This is a genomic window from Aurantimonas sp. NFXS3 (assembly GCF_049132005.1).
Taxonomy (GTDB): domain Bacteria; phylum Pseudomonadota; class Alphaproteobacteria; order Rhizobiales; family Rhizobiaceae; genus Aurantimonas; species Aurantimonas coralicida.
The window spans coordinates 235,196-252,936 of record NZ_JAGDDZ010000001.1; the positions used below are offsets into that span (position 1 = coordinate 235,196).

At 68.1% G+C, this 17,741-nt stretch carries 14 protein-coding genes; 3 read left to right on the forward strand and 11 right to left on the reverse strand.

The annotated features are described in order from the left end of the window. Window positions 1-5 precede the first annotated feature (5 nt). Window positions 6-854 (reverse strand): SDR family oxidoreductase, encoded by an 849-nt coding sequence (locus J3367_RS01000; RefSeq protein ID WP_024349159.1) that lies wholly within the window; start codon window positions 852-854, stop codon window positions 6-8. 238 nt (window positions 855-1,092) lie between these two features. On the opposite strand from J3367_RS01000, the gene J3367_RS01005 reads away from it, so the two are divergent. Then, window positions 1,093-2,220, forward strand: coding sequence for a siderophore-interacting protein (locus J3367_RS01005; RefSeq protein WP_024349158.1), 1,128 nt, complete (start codon window positions 1,093-1,095; stop codon window positions 2,218-2,220). A 58-nt stretch (window positions 2,221-2,278) separates the two neighbouring features. On the opposite strand, the gene J3367_RS01010 is transcribed toward J3367_RS01005, so the two are convergent. The 7 genes from J3367_RS01010 to J3367_RS01040 all read right to left on the reverse strand — a co-directional run bounded on the left by J3367_RS01010 (window position 2,279) and on the right by J3367_RS01040 (window position 10,581). After that, the gene (locus J3367_RS01010) at window positions 2,279-4,024 is read right to left on the reverse strand and encodes an ABC transporter ATP-binding protein (protein ID WP_024349157.1); all 1,746 of its coding nucleotides are present in this window, start codon (window positions 4,022-4,024) and stop codon (window positions 2,279-2,281) included. 121 nt (window positions 4,025-4,145) lie between these two features. After that, entirely contained in the window at window positions 4,146-5,072 is a 927-nt protein-coding gene (locus J3367_RS01015; protein ID WP_155898369.1) for a cell envelope integrity protein TolA, read from the reverse strand. Window positions 5,073-5,076: 4 nt separating this feature from the next. Then, a complete protein-coding gene (exbD, locus tag J3367_RS01020; RefSeq protein WP_024349155.1) occupies window positions 5,077-5,544 on the reverse strand; it encodes a TonB system transport protein ExbD in 468 nt (155 codons plus the stop codon). 4 nt (window positions 5,545-5,548) lie between these two features. Beyond that, window positions 5,549-6,754, reverse strand: a complete 1,206-nt coding sequence (exbB, locus tag J3367_RS01025) for a tonB-system energizer ExbB (protein WP_029702666.1) — start codon at window positions 6,752-6,754, stop codon at window positions 5,549-5,551. Window positions 6,755-6,917: 163 nt separating this feature from the next. Next, window positions 6,918-7,694: an ATP-binding cassette domain-containing protein gene (locus J3367_RS01030; protein ID WP_024349153.1), complete on the reverse strand. Its 777-nt coding sequence runs from the start codon at window positions 7,692-7,694 to the stop codon at window positions 6,918-6,920. Further along, window positions 7,691-9,676: a Fe(3+)-hydroxamate ABC transporter permease FhuB gene (fhuB, locus tag J3367_RS01035; RefSeq protein ID WP_024349152.1), complete on the reverse strand. Its 1,986-nt coding sequence runs from the start codon at window positions 9,674-9,676 to the stop codon at window positions 7,691-7,693. Before fhuB ends, J3367_RS01030 begins: the two co-directional genes overlap by 4 nt. Further along, the gene (locus tag J3367_RS01040) at window positions 9,673-10,581 is read right to left on the reverse strand and encodes an ABC transporter substrate-binding protein (protein WP_024349151.1); all 909 of its coding nucleotides are present in this window, start codon (window positions 10,579-10,581) and stop codon (window positions 9,673-9,675) included. Before J3367_RS01040 ends, fhuB begins: the two co-directional genes overlap by 4 nt. A gap of 286 nt (window positions 10,582-10,867) precedes the next feature. On the opposite strand from J3367_RS01040, the gene J3367_RS01045 reads away from it, so the two are divergent. Next, window positions 10,868-13,060 (forward strand): TonB-dependent siderophore receptor, encoded by a 2,193-nt coding sequence (locus J3367_RS01045; RefSeq protein ID WP_421460012.1) that lies wholly within the window; start codon window positions 10,868-10,870, stop codon window positions 13,058-13,060. A 99-nt stretch (window positions 13,061-13,159) separates the two neighbouring features. On the opposite strand, the gene J3367_RS01050 is transcribed toward J3367_RS01045, so the two are convergent. The 3 genes from J3367_RS01050 to J3367_RS01060 form a co-directional block, all read right to left on the reverse strand. Then, window positions 13,160-14,053 carry an NAD-dependent epimerase/dehydratase family protein gene (locus J3367_RS01050; protein WP_024349149.1) on the reverse strand — a complete coding sequence of 298 codons (894 nt, stop codon included), beginning with the start codon at window positions 14,051-14,053 and terminating at the stop codon, window positions 13,160-13,162. Between the two features lie 143 nt (window positions 14,054-14,196). After that, entirely contained in the window at window positions 14,197-15,195 is a 999-nt protein-coding gene (locus tag J3367_RS01055; RefSeq protein WP_024349148.1) for an ABC transporter permease, read from the reverse strand. Window positions 15,196-15,261: 66 nt separating this feature from the next. Then, entirely contained in the window at window positions 15,262-16,002 is a 741-nt protein-coding gene (locus J3367_RS01060) for an ATP-binding cassette domain-containing protein (protein ID WP_024349147.1), read from the reverse strand. A gap of 689 nt (window positions 16,003-16,691) precedes the next feature. Between J3367_RS01060 and J3367_RS01065 the strand changes: the two genes are divergently transcribed. Further along, on the forward strand, window positions 16,692-17,687 hold the full coding sequence (locus J3367_RS01065; protein ID WP_024349146.1) for a substrate-binding domain-containing protein: 996 nt from the start codon (window positions 16,692-16,694) through the stop codon (window positions 17,685-17,687). The last annotated feature ends 54 nt before the right edge of the window (window positions 17,688-17,741 follow it).

The window sequence follows — 17,741 nt, forward strand, 5'->3', positions numbered from 1 at the left end:
CGCCGTCAGGCCCCGACGATGTAGCCACCATTCGGGTGAAGGACCTGGCCGGTCATGTAGGAGGAGTCCTGGCAGGCGAGGAACAGCACGGACGGGGCGATCTCGTTGGGCTGCCCGGCCCGCTTCATCGGGGCCTGCTCGCCGAACCCCTCGACCTTGTCGGCCGGCATCGACATGGGAATGAACGGCGTCCAGACCGGCCCCGGCGCAACACCGTTCACGCGGATCTTGCGGTCGAGGAGGTTGCTGGCCATCGAACGGGTGAGGGCGGTGATCGCACCCTTGGTGGAGGAATAGGCGATCAGGGAATCGTTCCCCTTGTAGCTGTTCACCGAGGTCACGTTCACGATGGCCGCGCCGTCCGGCAGGTGATCCAGTGCCGCCTGCATCATGTAGACATAGCCGTAGACATTGGTCTCGAAATGCTTGGCGAGCTCGGCCTGCGAGAGGTTCTGCAGGTCGTTCTCCTCCATCTGGTGGGCGGCGTTGTTGACCAGCACGTCCAGCCCGCCGAACGCCTCGACGGTCCGCTTCACGGCGTCGGTGCAGAACGCCTTTTCGCGCACGTCGCCGCGGATCAGCAGGCACTCGGCGCCCTCCGCCTCGATGGCGTTCTTCGTCTCCTCGGCGTCCTCGTCCTCCTCAAGATAGAGGATTGCGACATTGGCCTTCTCGCGGGCGAACAGCACCGCCGAGGCGCGCCCGATGCCGCTGTCGCCGCCGGTGATCAGGGCCACCTTGCCGTCCAGCCGCCCGGAGCTCGGGTAGCGGGGCATGTAGTCCGGCGCCGGCGTCATCTCGGTCTCGCGGCCCGGCGTGGCGTCCTGGTGCTGGGCGGGAATGGAACTCGTCATCTGGCTATCCTTCTGTTCGACGTCCGCTTTTGGGGGGAAGACGCAGAAGGCCGGCGGTCCGTTCCCTCGTTGGTCTCTCGAACTTGACTATGAAAGTCATGTTATTATACCCGCCCTGACGGGGGCAAACACGGGGAACGGACATGACCGACATTCATCGGAGCGGCATCGGCTGGTCGAAACGGCCGTGCAGCATCCGCGTCCGGTCCTGTGCGGCGGTCCGGTTTCGAGGCCTCACATGGTGACGTCTCGCGTGCCCGACGGTGACGACGACCCCGCGCGCGACGCGGAAACCAAGTTCTGCGCCGCGGTGGAGATCGCCACCCAGACCCCCGCCGGCTTCCTCGATCATCTCGCCGGCATTCTCGCCGATCACATGCCGCCGTCCCGCCAGCCGGGCGACGGTCTGGCGCTGGACCTCTATGGCGCGCGGGCGCGGATCGAGGGCCGGGGCGAGGCGCTGGCCGCCTGCGCCGATGCCAGCGACCGCGGCGCGCTTGCCAACATGAAATATCTCATCGCCTGGAACATGCGCGAATTCTTCGGCCCCGATGTCGAGATCGCATGGTCGGGCGACGGCGAGGGCACGTCCGAGCTGCCGCAGTTCCGCGAAATGCGGGTCGTCGATGCGTGGCAGGTGACGCCGAAGCTGCGCCGGGTGCGCCTGACCGGCCATGATCTGGCGCGGTTCCAAAGCGGCGGGCTGCACATCCAGATCCTGATCCCGCCGAAGGGGCGCAAGCCGGTGTGGCCGAGTGCTGTGCCGTCGGGCATTCCGGCCTGGCCGGAAGGCGAGGACAAGCTGGTGCTGCGGACCTACACGATCCGTCACATCGACCCCGGTGCCGGCTTCGTCGACATCGATATCGTGCTGCATGACGGCGAAAGCCCTGGGTCCGACTGGGCCCGCACCGTCCGGCCCGGCGATCCGGTGGGAATGATCGGTCCGGGCGGCGGCGGCGCGGTCCCGGCCGAGCGCATGTTGCTGGCCGGCGACGAGACCGCCCTGCCGGCGATCGCCCGGATGCTGGAGGAAATGCCGGCCGATGCCGTCGGCACGGCGATCATCGAGGTCGAGGATGCCGGCGAGATCCAGCCGCTCGCCCATCCGGCGGGCTTCGAAGTGGTCTGGCTGAACCGCGAAGGCCGGGCTGCCGGGACGACAACGCTCCTGGAAGAGGCCGTCGTGGCGCTCGACTGGCCGTCGGAGGCCGGTACGTCGGTGTGGATCGGCTGCGAGTTCAAGGCGTTCAAGCGGCTGCGCCACCATTGCCGCCGCCATTGGGGCCTGAAGGCGCGCGACCATCTGGTCGTTGCCTACTGGCGCGGCGAGGCCGAGCCGGCGGCCGGCGGCGTGCATCGCTAGCCGTAGAGGCATCTTCCGAACGGCCTGAGAGGGGCGGGCCGCAGCCCGCCCGGACCTGTCATTCCGCTGCGAGGATCGCCGGCCGCAGGACGTCCTGTTCCTGCGCCAGCACCAGCCGGCGATACGCTCCGTCCTGCTGCAGCAAGGCGTCATGCGCCCCCTCCTCGACGATCCGGCCGGCCTCGACGACGACGATGCGGTCGGCGTGGCGGATGGTCGACAGGCGGTGGGCGACGACCAGCGTGGTGCGGCCCCTGGCGAGCTCGGCGAGCGCTGTCTGGATGGCGCGCTCCGTCGCCGTGTCGAGCGCCGAGGTCGCCTCGTCGAGGATCAGGATCGCCGGATCCTTGAGGAACATGCGGGCGATGGACAGCCGCTGCTTCTGGCCACCCGACAGCTTCAGGCCGCGCTCGCCGACGATGGTCTCAAGGCCGTCCGGCAGGCGCTTCACGGTGTCGGCGAGATGGGCGCGTTCCAGCGCCTCCCAGATCTGGGCGTCGCCGGCATCGAGCCGCCCATAGGCGACGTTGTCGCGGATGGTGCCGCCGAACAGGAAGACGTCCTGCTGCACGACGCCGATATGGCTGCGCAGCGCCGCAAGCTGCATGTCCCGGATGTCGATGCCGTCGATGGTGATGGCGCCCTCGACCAGATCGTAGAAGCGCGGCACCAGCGCGCAGATCGTCGTCTTGCCGGCGCCGGAGGGGCCGACGAAGGCGATCGTCTCGCCGGCCTTCACCGACAGGTCGATGCCGTTCAGCACCGGGTGGCCCGTCGAATAGGTGAAGTGGACGTTCGAGAAGCGGATGTCGCCGGCGAGCCTGTCGACGGCGCGGGCGCCGGGCCGGTCGACGATGTCGGGCTCGGTGTCGAGGAAGTCGCAATAGCGGCGGAAGCCGGCAATGCCCTTCGGATAGCTCTCCAGCACGGCGGCGATCTTCTCGACCGGGCGGAAGAACACGCCGACCAGAAGCAGGAAGCCGACGAAGCCGCCATTCGTCAGGTCGCCCTCGATGACGTAATAGGTGCCGGCGACCATGACGATCACCTGGGTCAGCCGCATCGACAGGTAGTTCAGCGACTGGCTGACCGACATGATGCGATAGGCGTCCAGCTTGCGGCCGCGATATTGTGCGTTGTCGCGGGCAAAGAGCGCGCGCTCGTGATCCTCGTTGGCGAAAGCCTGGACGACTCGAATGCCGCCGACATTCTCCTCGATGCGGGCGTTGAAGGCGCCGACGCTGCTGTAGATCGCGCGCCAGGTGTCGGTCATGCGGGCACCGTAGCGCACGGTCAGGATCGTGCCGACCGGCACGACGATGGCGGTGATCAGCGCCAGCTCGACATGGACGAACAGCATCAGGACGAAGGCGCCGAGGAAGGTCATCACCGCGATGAACAGGTCCTCGGGCCCGTGATGGGCGATCTCGCCGATCTCCTCCAGATCCTTGGTCAGCCGGCCGACCAGATGTCCGGTCTTCTGGTTGTCGAAATAGCCGAAGGAGAGCTTTTGCAGATGGTCGAAGGCGCGGCGGCGCATCTCCGTCTCGATATTGATGCCGAGCATGTGGCCCCAATAGGTGACGACGGCCATCAGGCCCGTATTGAGCAGATAGATCGCCAGGAGCCCGATCGCCGCGGCAATGATCAGGTTCCATTCGCCGCTGGGCAGCAGCGTGTCGATGAACACCTTCACCGCGATCGGGAAGGCGAGCTCCAGAAGGCCGGCCAGCACCGCGCAGCCGAAATCGAGAACGAACAGGCCGCGCCACGGGGCATAATAGGAAAAGAACCGCGCAAGCATCGGGGCCTCGTCTTCATCTCTGGAGCGCCGTGACGGACGACACGGCGGCTGCCGCGGCGCCCGTCCGGTCGCGTGTTTCTTCGATTGGGGCGGGCACGCCGGTCCGCGCGGCAATGCGAGCTTACCGGAAGCGGATCGGCACCGTCAGCGAAACCCCCTTGCCGCCGGGCGGCGCGGGGAACGGGCTGGCCCGTCGCAGCAGCGAGACCGCCGCATCGTCGAGGATACGACCCGCCGAACGGGCGACCCGCACCGAGGTGACGCGACCGTTGCCATCCATGCGGAAGGAAACCGTCACGGTGCCGGACCCGCCGCCGCGCGGGCTGCGCTTGTAGCGGTTGAGCCGGGCTTGCACCGCGTTGCGCCAGCTTGTCAGGGCCGAGCGCGAGACCGTCGCTCCTTGCGAGACCTGCCGCTGCTTGCGCCCCTTGGTGGCGGTCGAGGGCGGCGGCGCGGCCTTCTTCACCTGCCGTCGCTGCTTCTTGCGCTCGACCTTCTGGCGGGGCTTGCGCGGCTTGATCTCCTGCTTCTTCTCGCGCACGGCCTGCCGGACCTTGGGCGGCGGTGTCGGGCGGAAGGTGGGCACCGGCACGACATCCGGCGCCGCCTCGACGACGGGCTCCGGTTCGGGCGCGGGCTCAGGCGTCGGCTCGGGCTCCGAGACCTCCGGTTCCTCGACTTCGGGAGGGACAGGGTCGGGGGTCGGCTCGGGCTCGACCTGCTCTTCCGGCTCAGGCTCAGGCTCGATTTCGGGCTCCGGCTCCGGCTCGGGCGTCTCGACCTCGGGCGGCGGCTCGGTGGCTTCCGGCTCGGCGACGGCTTCGGTGGAGGCGATGTCGGGGGTTGCCGCGGGCGCAGCGAGTTCGATCAGGATCGGCGCCTGCTCGTTGCCGGCCGGCGGCTCGTCGGGAACCCGTGCGAGCACCGCATAGGCGACGACGCCATGGGCCGCGACCACGAGCAGCGCCGCCAGCGGCCAGCGCACGAGGCCGGCGCGCAGTGGCCGGGTGCCGTCGCCGAAGGGGATGCGATCGCCGTGGCGGGCCATGGGCTCAGGTCCGTCCCGCGGCTGCCGCCCCGGCGGCGCCGGCGCCTGCATCCTCGAGGCCGACGAGACCGATCTTCAGATAGCCGGCGGTCCGCAGCTGGTTCATCACCTCCATCAGGTCGCCATAGGCAATGGCGCCGTCGGCGCGCAGGAGAATGCGCTCGTCGCGATTGCCGCCGGTGGCGGCGTCCAGCCCTTGGGCCAGTGCCGCGGGATCGACCTCGTCGTCGCCGATCAGCAGCGTATTGTCGGCCTGGACCGTCAGATAGATCGGCTCGTCGGGCCGGTCCTGCGGCTCGGCGTTGGACAGCGGCAGGTCGACCGGCGCATCGACCGTGGAGAGCGGCGCGGCGACCATGAAGATGATCAGCAGCACCAGCACGACGTCGATGAAGGGTGTGACGTTGATCTCGGAGACTTCGCCGGCGCCGCCCAGATCGTCGCCGCCACCCTGGTTGAGGTTGATCCCCATCGGCCTACTCCGCGGCGGCCATCAACGGCGCCGCCTCCCGGGTCGTGTGACGACGGTCGAGGTCGCGCGACAGGTGCTGCAGGACCAGCGCCGAGCCGTCGGACAGGACGGCGCGATAGCCGGCGATGGAGCGGGCGAAGACGTTGTAGACGATGACCGCAGGAATGGCGGCGACGAGGCCGATGGCGGTGGCCAGGAGGGCCTCGGCGATGCCCGGCGCGACGACGGCGAGATTTGTGGTGTTGGCCTGACTGATGCCGATGAAGGAATTCATGATGCCCCAGACGGTGCCGAACAGGCCGACGAAGGGGGCGGTCGAGCCGATCGTCGCGAGAATGCCGGTGCCGCGGGAGATCGAGCGGCCGGCGCCGGCCTCGATGCGCGACAGCGCGACCGAGACGCGCTCCTTGATGCCCTCATCGGAGAGGTCAGCGGACCGTGCTAGCTCGGCCTCCGCGCTCTGGGCGAGGGCTGCCACGGGGCCGCGCCAGCGGCGGCGGTTCGCGGTCAGGGCCTCCTTCAGCGTCTCGGCGCGGGCGAGACGGCGCACGCCGACCCGTGCGCGGCGCTTGGCCAGCGCCAGTTCCATCGCCTTGGACAGGCCGATGGTCCAGGTGACCAGCGAGGCGAAGGCGAGGCCGATCATCACGGCCTTCACCACCCAGTCGGCGGCCATGAACATGCCCATGGGCGAAAGATCGTGGGGCAGCGCCGCGTTGCGTTCGCCGGGAGCGATCGGCGAAGCGGGTGCGAGGGCCGGCTCAGCCGACGGGGCGTCTGCGGCTGCTTCGGCGGGCTCGACCGGCGCTGTGCCGGCGGCCGGGACTGACGGCGCGGCTGTGGACGGAGCGGGCGCCGTGGCCTCATCCGTCATAGCGTTGTCCGGATCGGCCGCGGCGGGAGCGGCCGGCTGCGCTTCGGCAGGGGCTGCCGGCGTCGCTGGTATCGCCGGTGCTGCCGGTGCGGTTTGGGTTGCCTCGGTCTCTGCAGCGGGGGCCCCGGTCGGGGCTTCGGACGCGGCCCCGGGTGCTGCTTCAGGCGTTGCGGTCGGCGCCGGCTGGGTCGGCTCGGCCGCCGCGGGCGACTTGTCGAGGGCGTCCTGCGCCATGGCCCGATCCGCCACTTGCGGCGTCGCCACGACGGCGAGGGCCAGAGCGATTGCGATGGAAAGCCGGGGCAGGGCAGACCTGCGGGCAGAAAGATGGGTCATGATCGGCCGTTCGTCTTTCGGGCATTGCCCGGTCACTGTCCCGCCAGGACCGGCCGGACGCGGTCGGCTGCCGGGCACGGAAATGGGCGCGTTGCGCAGCGCTTAATATAATCTGATAGTAATAGTCAACTTTGCGCCCGGTGGTTGTCCACGGGTCTCCCACTCACCGTGCGAAGGCCAGTTTGCGGGTGCCGGAAGGCTCCGGCAGGACGTCCATCGGAATGCCGTAGATCGCCTCGAGGCAGGCCGGCGTCATGATCTGGGCCGGGGCGCCGCGGGCGACGAGATGTCCCTGTTTCAGCGCGATGATCTCGTCGCAGAAGCGCGCCGCCATGTTGATCTCGTGCAGGACGACGATGACGCCGACGCCGCGACGATCGCAGAGGTCGCGCACCAGCGACAGGACCTCGATCTGATGGGCGACGTCGAGGGCCGAGATCGGCTCGTCGAGCAGCAGATAGCCTGCATCCTGGGCGACCAGCATTGCCAGCCAGACGCGCTGGCGTTCGCCGCCCGACAGGCTTTCCACGAAGCGGTCGGCGAAGGCCGCGGTGTCGGTCAGCGCCATCGCCTCTTCGACCTTGTCCCGGTCGGCGGGGCCGAATCGGCCGAGGGCGCCGTGCCAGGGGTAACGGCCGAGCGCGACGAGTTCGCGCGCCAGCATGCCCGGCGCGAGCGGCGTGTGCTGGGGCAGATAGGCGATCCGGCGGGCAAGTTCCCGGTCACCCCATGCGTCGAGCGGGCGACCGTCGAAGCCGATGCCGCCGGTAGTGGGCCGAAGCTGGCGGGCAAGAAGTTTCAGGAGCGTCGACTTGCCGGAGCCGTTGTGACCGACGAGCCCGGTCACGGTGCCCTGGCCGAGTTCGAGGGACAGCGGCGCCAGCAGCGTGCGCGCTGGCACGCTGAGGCTGGCAGCGTCCAGGGTGAAGGCGGCGGTCATGATGTCGAACCTCTTCGGCCGAGAAGGATCAGCAGGACTGGGGCGCCGACGAGGGCGGCGACCAGCCCGGTCGGCAATTGGTAGGGAAAGGCGATGGTGCGGGCGAGGAAATCGGCGACCGCCATGATCGCGGCGCCAGCCAGCGCCGCGACGAGCAGCGTCGGCAGGGGACGGCGAATCCCCAGCATGCGGACGACATGCGGCGCCATCAGGCCGACGAAGGTCAGCGGTCCGATGATCGGCGTGGCGGCGGCGGTCAGCAGCGCGGCCAGCACCAGAAGGCAGGGCCGCGCATAGGCCAGCGGCACGCCGAGCGCGGCCGCCTGCCGGTCGCCGAGCGGCAGGATCGCCAGCCAGCGCAACACCGGCAGGCTTGCTGCGACGAGAACGAGGGTGGCGATGGCGACCGGGATCGCGTCGGTCATGGTCAGGCCCTGCGTCGAGCCGCCCATCCAGTCCACCAGGATGAAGGCGCGCGGGTCGCCGCCGGCCGCCAGCACCCCGACAAAGGCGTCGAGAAGGGCATTGAGCGCGATGCCGGCGAGAAGGATCGTCTCCGGGGAAAAGCCGGTGCGCCGGGCATAGAAGATGATCGCCACGAGGACGGCGAGCCCGCCGAGGCTGGTCACCAGGCTTTCGCCGAGAAGGCCGAGATCATCGAAGATGAACAGCGACAGGGCGAAGGCGAAGGCGGCGCCGGCGCTGACGCCCAGAACCTCCGGGCTCGCCATCTCGTTGCCGGTGAGGCGCTGCAGGATGAAGCCCGCCACCGCGACCATGGCACCGGCGGCGGCCGCCGCGATGAGGCGCGGCGCGCGCCAAGGCAGGATCTCCGCCCAGGCGTCCGGAGGCAGGATCTGCCAGGCACCGGTCGCATCGCGTCCGAGAAAGAGGACTGCGACGAGAGAAAGCGCGAGGGTCACGCAGAGGGCGAGCCTGAGGGCAGGAGAGAAGCGGGCGGCCGCCTGCGGGACGGAGGCTTCGAAGGGAGGGCGGACGCTGGCGCGCAGGCGCGGCAGCAGAAAGAGCAGCAGCGGCGAGCCGAAGATCGCGGTCACCGCGCCGGTCGGCAGGAATTCCGCCGAGACCCCCGACAGCAGCGTGACCGCGCAATCGGTCGCCAGCAAGAGGAGGGCGCCGATGATGCTCGACCAGACGAGTCGCTCGCCGAACTGCCGGGCGCCGGCCAGCCGCGCCAGGATCGGGGCAACAAGGCCGATGAAGCCGATGACGCCGACGGCGCTGGTCACGAAGCCGGCGAGGAGTACGGCAAGGCCGATCGCGCCGATCCTGATCCGGGTGACGTTCAGGCCGAGCGAGGCGACGCTGGCATCGCCGAGTTCCAGAAGCGACAGTGGCCGCACCAGCAGCCACGCCGGGACGACGAGAACGGCGAGCCGCATCGCCAGGTCGATGGTCGGCTGCCAGCTCTGCTGCGCCAGCGAGCCGGCGCCCCAGATGAACAGGCTGACCAGATAGCGGTCCTTGATCATGATCAGGATCGCCGACAGCGCGCCGCAGTACAGGCTGACGACCAGGCCGGCGAGAATCAGCGAGACCGCGGAAAAATTGCGCCGCACCAACATGAAGACGATCAGCGTCGAGGCGGCACTGCCAGCGATCGCCACCAGGTCGCGTCCGAAGCCGAAGAGGGCCGGCGCGAACAAGGTCGCCAGGGCCAGCGCCAGTCGGGCACCGGCATCGATGCCAAGCGTCGTCGGGGCGGCGAGGGGATTGCGCAGCACCTGCTGCAGGATCGCGCCGGATGCCGACAGGGCGCCGCCGCACAGCACCGCCATCGCAAGCCGTGGCAGTTCGGCATGAAGGAACAGGATGCGGGCGGGATCGTAGCCGCCGGTCGGCGCGCCCGCCCATAATTGCGCGATCGGGCCGGCGACTACAGCGACCGTCAGCACGGCGGCAACGAGGGCCAGCGCCGCGCTGAAGCGGGCCGGGCCGGTCAGGCTCTGCGACAGGATCATGCGGGGGCGCCGTCCCCGGCCTGGCCCGCCGGACCGGCGAGCGCCTCGGTAAGAAGCTCGGCAAAGCGCAGCGCCGAGGGCAGTGCGCCGAACATCAGCGTGGGCGGCAGCACGGTGACCTGCCCGGCCTTTACGAAAGGAAGCTGCCGCCAGAGCGGGCTGGCGCCGAGCGTCTGCATCAAGGTCGGCGGCAGCGGCTCGAAGGCGAAGAGCCGCACGTCGCGGGCGGTGGCCAGCGTCTCGACACCGACTGTTGCAAACCCCCAGTAATTGGTCTCGCCTTCATAGGCGTTGGTCACGCCGAGGCGGTCGAGGACGGACTGGTAGAGGCCATGCCGGCCGAAGATCCGCGCATGGCGCGTGTCCATGAAGGCGACGAGATAGACCGGCGGCAGGGACAGCGCGGCCAGCCGGTCCGCGCAGGCCGCGAAGGTCGCGTCGATCTCCTCCAGGAAGGCGTCGGCCGCGTCCTGACGTCCGGTGCGTTCGGCCAGGGTGCGCGTCACGTCGCGGGCGCGCTGCAGGGGATCGGTGCCCTCCTGATAGATGGTCAGGCGCTCGACCGGCGCGATGCGGGAAAGCGCCGTCTCCTGGCGCGCGACATAGTCGGTGGTGAGGATCAGGTCCGGCTCGAGCAGCGCGAGGCGCTCGAAATTCACCTGCAGGCTGGAGCCGAGATCGGCGACCCCCGCCGGCAGCGCCGGTTCGACGACCCACTCGTCCCAGTCGCTTGCGGCGGTCTGGGCGATCGGCGGGTGGCCGAGCGCCAGCAGGGTCTCCGTCAGCGCGTAATCGAGGGAGGCGATACGGGGACCGGCAGCCGGCAGCATCGTCGCCCGGGCGGTGCGAATGGTGGCGGCCGTTGCGGCGATTCCCCCCAGAAGCGCACGTCTGTCGATCACCATCGGGCCGCGGCCTTCGGTGTATCGTATTGATTGGCCTCAGAGATTTTAATCATTCCAAATTCAGTGTCTTTTTCGCCACAGCCGCGACACAGTTCGCCGGCCCGGCCCTTCGGCATGTCTGTTCCGGCACCCGTTCAACCGCCTGATGCGCAGTCCATTCGTGCCTGCGACGGCGGTTTCGGCCCGTTCGAGCCTCATTCGCTTAATGTTGACTCTGCAATTCATGTTTATCTATCGCTCGGTCCGTTCCGAGGGCAAGGGGTCCTCGACAGAATGGATGTGCGACATGCGTAACTCACCGGCCGACCGAGGCTTTTCATCGAACGCGACCCGCCGGCTGGCGCGGTTCCTGTCCCTGTCGGCCGCGGGTCTCGCCCTCGCTCCGGGGCTGGCGCAGGCGCAGGACGCGCCGGTGGTGCTGGACACGGTGACGATCGAGGCGGCGGGCGGCGAGGCGGACGGCATGTTGGGCGGCGCGATTGCCGGGGCGGCAGGGGCCGACTACGCCGTGGACGGCTACGTCGCCGACACCACCGCATCGGCCACCAAGACCGACCTGCCGATCGTCAAAGTGCCGCAGATGGTCGCGGTGATCACCGAAGAGCAGCTCGACGATCGCAACGTCCAGTCGCTGACCGAGGCGCTGACCTATTCGGCGTCGGCGCGGGCGGGCGCCTTCGGCCTCGATCCCCGCTTCGATTCCTTCTACATCCGCGGCTTCGACGCGACCTATACGGGCGTCTTCCGCGACGGGCTGCGGGACTTCTCCAACAGCTTCCTCCTGAGCCAGGTCGAGCCTTACGGCCTGCAGTCGCTGTCGGTTCTCAAGGGTCCCTCCTCGGGCCTCTACGGCTCGGCCAATGCCGGCGGCATCATCGACTTGACGTCGAAGCGGCCGACCACGGAGAGCTTCCGCGAGATCGGCGCCGAATACGGCACCAACAACCGCTACCAGGCGACCTTCGACGCCTCGGGGCCGCTCGGCGGGTCCGGCTCGACCTTCTACCGGATGACCGGTGTCGCGCGCGATTCGGACACCGACAACCCGTTCGTGTCGGACGACGAGCTGCTGATAGCACCGGCGATCACCTATGCGCCGGATGCCGACACCAGCCTCACGGTTCTCAGCGAGTTGCAGCGGGTCCACACCGGCGGCACCGCCGCCTATGTCCAGGGCAACCGGGACGTGACCGACGTGCCCTATGCCGATCCGAACTTCAACGATCTCGACCAGACCCAGGGCCGCATCGGCTACGAGTTCGAGCAGCGCCTGTCCGACGTCTTCACCTTCCGCCAGAAGGCCCGCTACCAGGGCATGGATATCTACGGCGAGTATCTCTACCCGTATGGGGCGGCGGTGAACGGGGTGCTTGCCCGCGGCTCGGGCGTCGTGGCGCAGACGTTGCACGGCGGCGTCGCCGACACCCAGCTCGAGGCCAAGTTCGACACCGGCATCCTGCGGCACACCATGACCGGCGGCATCGACGGCTACTACACCGAGTTCACCAACAAGGAAGGCTACGGCACCGCGCCGTCCCTGAACCTTGCCAGCCTCGACTACAGCCGCGGCATCGACCGCCCTGACTATACGGTCGCCGAGGAGCAGACCCAGCGCCAGCTCGGCCTGTATCTGCAGGACATCATCGAGATCGACCGCCTGACCGTCGCGCTGGGCGCGCGCCACGACTGGGTGAAGACCGAGACGGCGACCGGCGCCCCCGGCAATCTCGGCGATGCGGAAGACCAGAGCGACGATGCCTTCACGGGCCGCGTCGGCGTCAGCTACCTCTTCGACAACGGCATTGCGCCCTATGCCAGCTACTCGACGTCCTTCTCGCCCAATATCGGCCTGAACCCGGACGGATCGGCCTTCGTGCCGACGACGGCCGAGCAGTACGAGCTGGGCGTCAAGTATCAGGTGCCGGACGTCAATCTGCTGGTGTCGGCCGCGATCTACCAGATCGAGCAGGAGAAGGGCGTCTTCCTGCAGCCGAGCGCCGATTTCTCGACCAGCGTGCAGGTGCAGCTCGACAAGCTGCGCAGCCGCGGCTTCGAAATCGAAGCAGCGGCGGGCCTCGCCGACGGGCTGAACCTGACCCTGTCCTATGCCTATCTCGACATGGAGATCATCGAGGGCGTGCCCGGCACCGAGGGCAACACGCTGTCCTCGCGCCCGCAGCACACCGCCGCGGCCTGGCTCGACTACACGGTGCAGAACGGCTTCGCGAAGGGCTTCGGCATCGGCGGCGGCGTGCGCTTCGTCGGCGAGAGCTTCGGCAACGACCGCAACAGCTTCAAGAACGATGCCCGGGCCTATGTCGACGCGGCGCTGCATTACGACGTGCAGGCGGTCGAGGGGCTGCGCGTGCAGGTGAACGCCACCAACATCTTCGACGAGGATGCGGCGCTGTGCACCGAGGGCTTCTGCTATGCCGAGCAGGAGCGCCAGGTCATCGGTAGCGTGCGCTACCGGTTCTGAGAACTCCGGCAAACGCAGCACGATATGGAAAAGGGGCGGCCCGGCGGGCCGCCCCTTTTCGTTGCCGGATGGGGGCCAGGGTCCCGTCGAGGCCGGCGATCAGACCGAGACGTATTTGCGCCAGTCGTGCTCCTCCTTGAAGCCGAGGACCTCGCGGATCTTGCGGTTCGACAGCGGCGCCTCGTATTCGCCGAGCTCCCGGGTGATCGGGATCTGCGGGCAATAGGTCTTCAGGAATTCGGCCGTCGGCATGGTGGCGGTGATGGTGTCGTTGGTGGCGTTGAACGCCTGGAAGCCCAGCCCGTCCCTGGCGATCGCCAGATCCACCATCTGGCCGAGATCGCGGGCGTCGATATAGCTCCAGGCATTGCGCTTGCGCGACATCGGGTCGGCGAGGAAGGCGGGGAACATGTCGTATTCGTGGGGCTCGATGACGTTGCCGATGCGCAGGGCATAGATGTCGGCGCCCGAGCGCATGGCGAAGGCGCGGGCCGTCTTCTCGTTCAGGACCTTGGACAGGCCATAGCTGTCCATCGGGTCGATGTCGTAATCCTCTTCCAGCGGGAAGTGGTGGAAATCCTTGTCGCCCTCGGCGAAGCAGACGCCGTAGGTCGTCTCGCTGGAGGCGATGACGATCTTGCGGATGCCGAGCTTCACCGCCGCCTCGATGACATTGTAGGTGCCCATCGTGTTGACGCGGAAGGTCTCGTTGTCCGGCCGGATCAGCACGCGCGGGATTGCCGCGAAATGCACCACGGCGTCGATCGGCGCGGGCCCGGTGCCGGTGGCGAATTCGTCGAGCCCGAAATGGCTGGAGAGGGCGTTGTACATCTGCCCGCTGTCGGTGATGTCGGCATTCAGGTTCTCGACGCCCTCATGCTCGAAGGGCACGAGATCGACATTCAGCACCTTGTGGCCCTTGTCGACGAGATAGGGGACGACGTGGCGGCCGGCCTTGCCGGTGCCGCCGGTGAAGACGATGCGCTTGCTCATTTCTGGAACTCCCTGTCGAAATCTCTTGGCGCCGGACGGAGGGCCGCCTCCGCGGCCATGGCACCCGCAAGGCCGCCGGCGCGCCTTCCGCCGAGTTGGGGCGGATCGGTCCCGCGGCCAGTGCGCAGTCCCGTTCCGGCCGGCTATTCCCGCAGTCTGAGATTGCGGATGCGGTCGAACAGCACCGCCAGGATGATCGCCCCGCCGATGAAGGCGCCCTGCCAGAAGGCGTTGATGCCGAGGAGGCCGAGACTGTTGCGGATCACCTCGATCAGCGCCGCGCCGACCAGGGCGCCGAAGGCGGTGCCGACGCCGCCGGCAAGGTTGGCGCCGCCGATCACCGCCGCGGCGATGACCTGCAGTTCCATGCCGGCGCCGATATTGGTCGTCACGGCCCCGAGCCAGCCGGTCTGGATGATGCCGGCGATGCCCGCGGTCAGCGCCGAGATCATGTAGACCGCGACCTTGATCGGGCGCACCGGGACGCCGGTGAGGGTGGCGGCATGCTCGTTGCCGCCGATCGCGAAGACATGCCGGCCGAACCGCGTCCAGCGCAGGACGAAGCCGGTGATCAGCGCCAGCACGACCATGTAGATGACCGGGTTGGCAATGCCGAAGAAGAACGCCCCGCCGCCCAGCGCCAGAAGCTGGTCGTGGTCCGGGCCGAACTCGAAGACCACGGTGTTGTTCGACACGACCATGGCGAGGCTGCGGGCCAGCGACAGCATGCCGAGCGTGACTACGAAGGGTGGAAAATCGAGATAGGCGATTAGGACGCCGTTGAAGGCGCCGACGAGAAGCGCCGTGCCGATGGCCGCGGCGATGCCGATCTCGATGGAATAGCCCGCATGCATGACCACGGCGAGGACCATCGAACACAGGCAGAGGACCGAGCCCACCGACAGGTCGATGCCGCCGCTGATGATGACCAGCGTCATGCCCAGCGCGATGATCGCGGTGAAGGTGACGTTCCGGCTGATATTGTAGAGGTTCCTGCTGGTGGCGAAGGAATCCGTCGCGAGGGACAGATAGAGGCAGGCGGCCAGGAGCGCGACGACGACCCAGAAGGTCTGGCTCGCAACCATCGAACTCAGCCAGCTCGGCTGCTTGTGTTCGACGGGCTGTTCCAGCGTGAAAGCCATGGGCGGTGTCCTGCAGGTCGGCGATGGGTGGGGCGAGCGGCGGTCGGTGGGGTGTGTCAGCCCGCCTCAGGCATGTTCGATGGCGCCGGTGATGAGCCCGGTCACTTCCTCAGGGGAGCTGTCGGCGACGGGCTTGTCGGCGACCTTGCGACCACGGCGCATGACGATGACCCGGTCGGCGACGGTGAAGACGTCCGGCATGCGGTGGCTGATCAGGACGACGGTGATGCCCTGGTCGCGCAGCCGGCGGATGAGGCTAAGCACCTCGGCAACCTGGCGCACGGAGATCGCGGCGGTGGGCTCGTCCATCAGGACGATCTTGGCATCGGACAGCCGCGTGCGGGCGATCGCGACGGCCTGGCGCTGGCCGCCGGACATCTTCCGCACCAGGTCGCGCGGCCGGGTTTCCGATTTCAGCTCGGCGAAGATCTCGGCGGCGCGCCGGTACATGCCGGCATAGTCGAGAATGGTGAACGGCCACACGCCGCGCCGCAATTCCCGGCCGAGATAGACATTGGCGGCGGCGGTGAGATTGTCGCAGAGGGCGAGATCCTGATGGACGATCTCGATGCCGTGTTCGCGGGCCTCGACCGGCCGGTGCATGACCAGCGGCTTGTCGTTCATGCGCAGGGTGCCGTGGGTGGGACGGAAATTGCCGGCGATCATCTTGACCAGCGTCGACTTGCCGGCGCCGTTGTCGCCCATCAACCCGACGACCTCGCCCGGCATCAGGGAAAAGGACACGTCGTTGACGGCGTGAATGGCGCCGAAATGCTTCGATATGTTGCTGAGTTCGAGAACCGACACGTCAGACCATTCCCCCCGTTTCCCGGCCGCCGTCTCCGTCCGCCTGCCGCCCGCCAACACGGCGATGCACCTGTTGCGACATCGATATTCCGCTAGGGAATATGGGCGCATACGGCGCATCTGTGCCGCGTTTCGAGGGCGATAAGGCACGCTCGGGGCGTCTCCGTCAACGACGCGCCGTAGCAATTTTGGGCGGAATCCCAGTTTTTACTTCGTCAGGAAAAATGCGGTTGACCGGTTTTGCGCCGCGCGCTTAGATGACGTTAATTCGCCGCGAGCAAGTGCGGCGCAATAACTTTCATGGTGCGGTGCAGTTGTTTGTTTTGCTGCCGCCCGACGGTTGTCGTCGGGTCGGCGCGACGCGATCTGCCATGGTCCGTGTGTCGGGATGGGAGCCTGGTCTCGTGAACAGGCAGGCTTGCTTCGGCGCGGTGCAGGCCGGGGCGAATTCGTTTGCGACGTGACCTTCGCTGGCCGGACGGGCGGCGCGGACATCTTCAAGGGCGCACGCGGGAGGCGCGCCCCGGATCGGCGGCCACGGGCCGACTGCAGGGGCCATCCGTTCGGTCCGCCTTCGTCCCGGGGCTTTCATCACGCAGCAGGTACCGGATTGCGGACGCAGCGCCGCAGCCGAAAGGGAGCCGTTGTCCTTCTTGCGAGAGGCGCGGTCCATCACTGGGGAGGACGACATGAGGAAACTGACGTTACTGGCCGCGGCAGCGGTGACGGCGCTGGCCGTCGGGGCGGCACCGGCGCTGGCCAAGAAGCAGCTGGTCATCGTGGTGAAGGGTCTCGACAATCCGTTCTTCGAGGCGATCAACCAGGGCTGTCAGAAGTGGAACGGCGAGAACCCCGATTCCGAATATGAGTGCTTCTACACCGGTCCCGCCTCGACGTCGGACGAGGCCGGCGAGGCGCAGATCGTGCAGGACATGCTGGGCAAGGCCGACACGGCCGCCATGGCGATCTCGCCGTCCAACGCCAAGCTGATCGCCCAGACCATCAAGATCTCCAACCCGACCGTGCCGATCATGACCATCGACGCGGATCTGGCCGAGGAGGATGCCGGCCTGCGCATGACCTATCTGGGCACGGACAATTACCTGATGGGCAAGCGGATCGGCGAATACATCGCCGAGGCGAAGCCGGATGGTGGCACGATCTGCTCCATCCAGGGCAATCCGGGCGCCGACAACATCCTGCGCCGCGCCCAGGGCATGCGCGACGCGCTGTCGGGCGAGGAAGGTCTTCCGGCACTGGCCGGCGAGGGCGGCTGGACCGAGGTGGCCGGCTGTCCCGTCTTCACCAATGACGACGGCGCCAAGGGTGTCCAGGCGATGACCGACATCCTCGCCGCCAATCCCGACCTCGATGCCTTCGGCATCATGGGAGGCTGGCCGCTCTTCGGCGCCCCGCAGCCCTATCGCGATCTCATCGGCCCCTATGCCGAGCGGATCGCCAGCAACGACTTCGTCGTCGGCGCCGCCGACACGATCGGCGAAGAGGTGGCGATCGCCGGCGAAGGCCTCGTGACCGCGCTCGTCGGCCAACGGCCCTTCGAGATGGGCTATCTCGCGCCCTCGGTGATGATCGACCTGATCGAGGGCAAGGATGTCGATGACCCGGTCTTCACCGGCCTCGACGAATGCACCAAGGACACTGTCGACACCTGCATCCAGAAGTAACGCCGCACGGGAGGGCCGCTCGGGCCCTCCTTGTCGGTCCACTGGCCTGAGAGT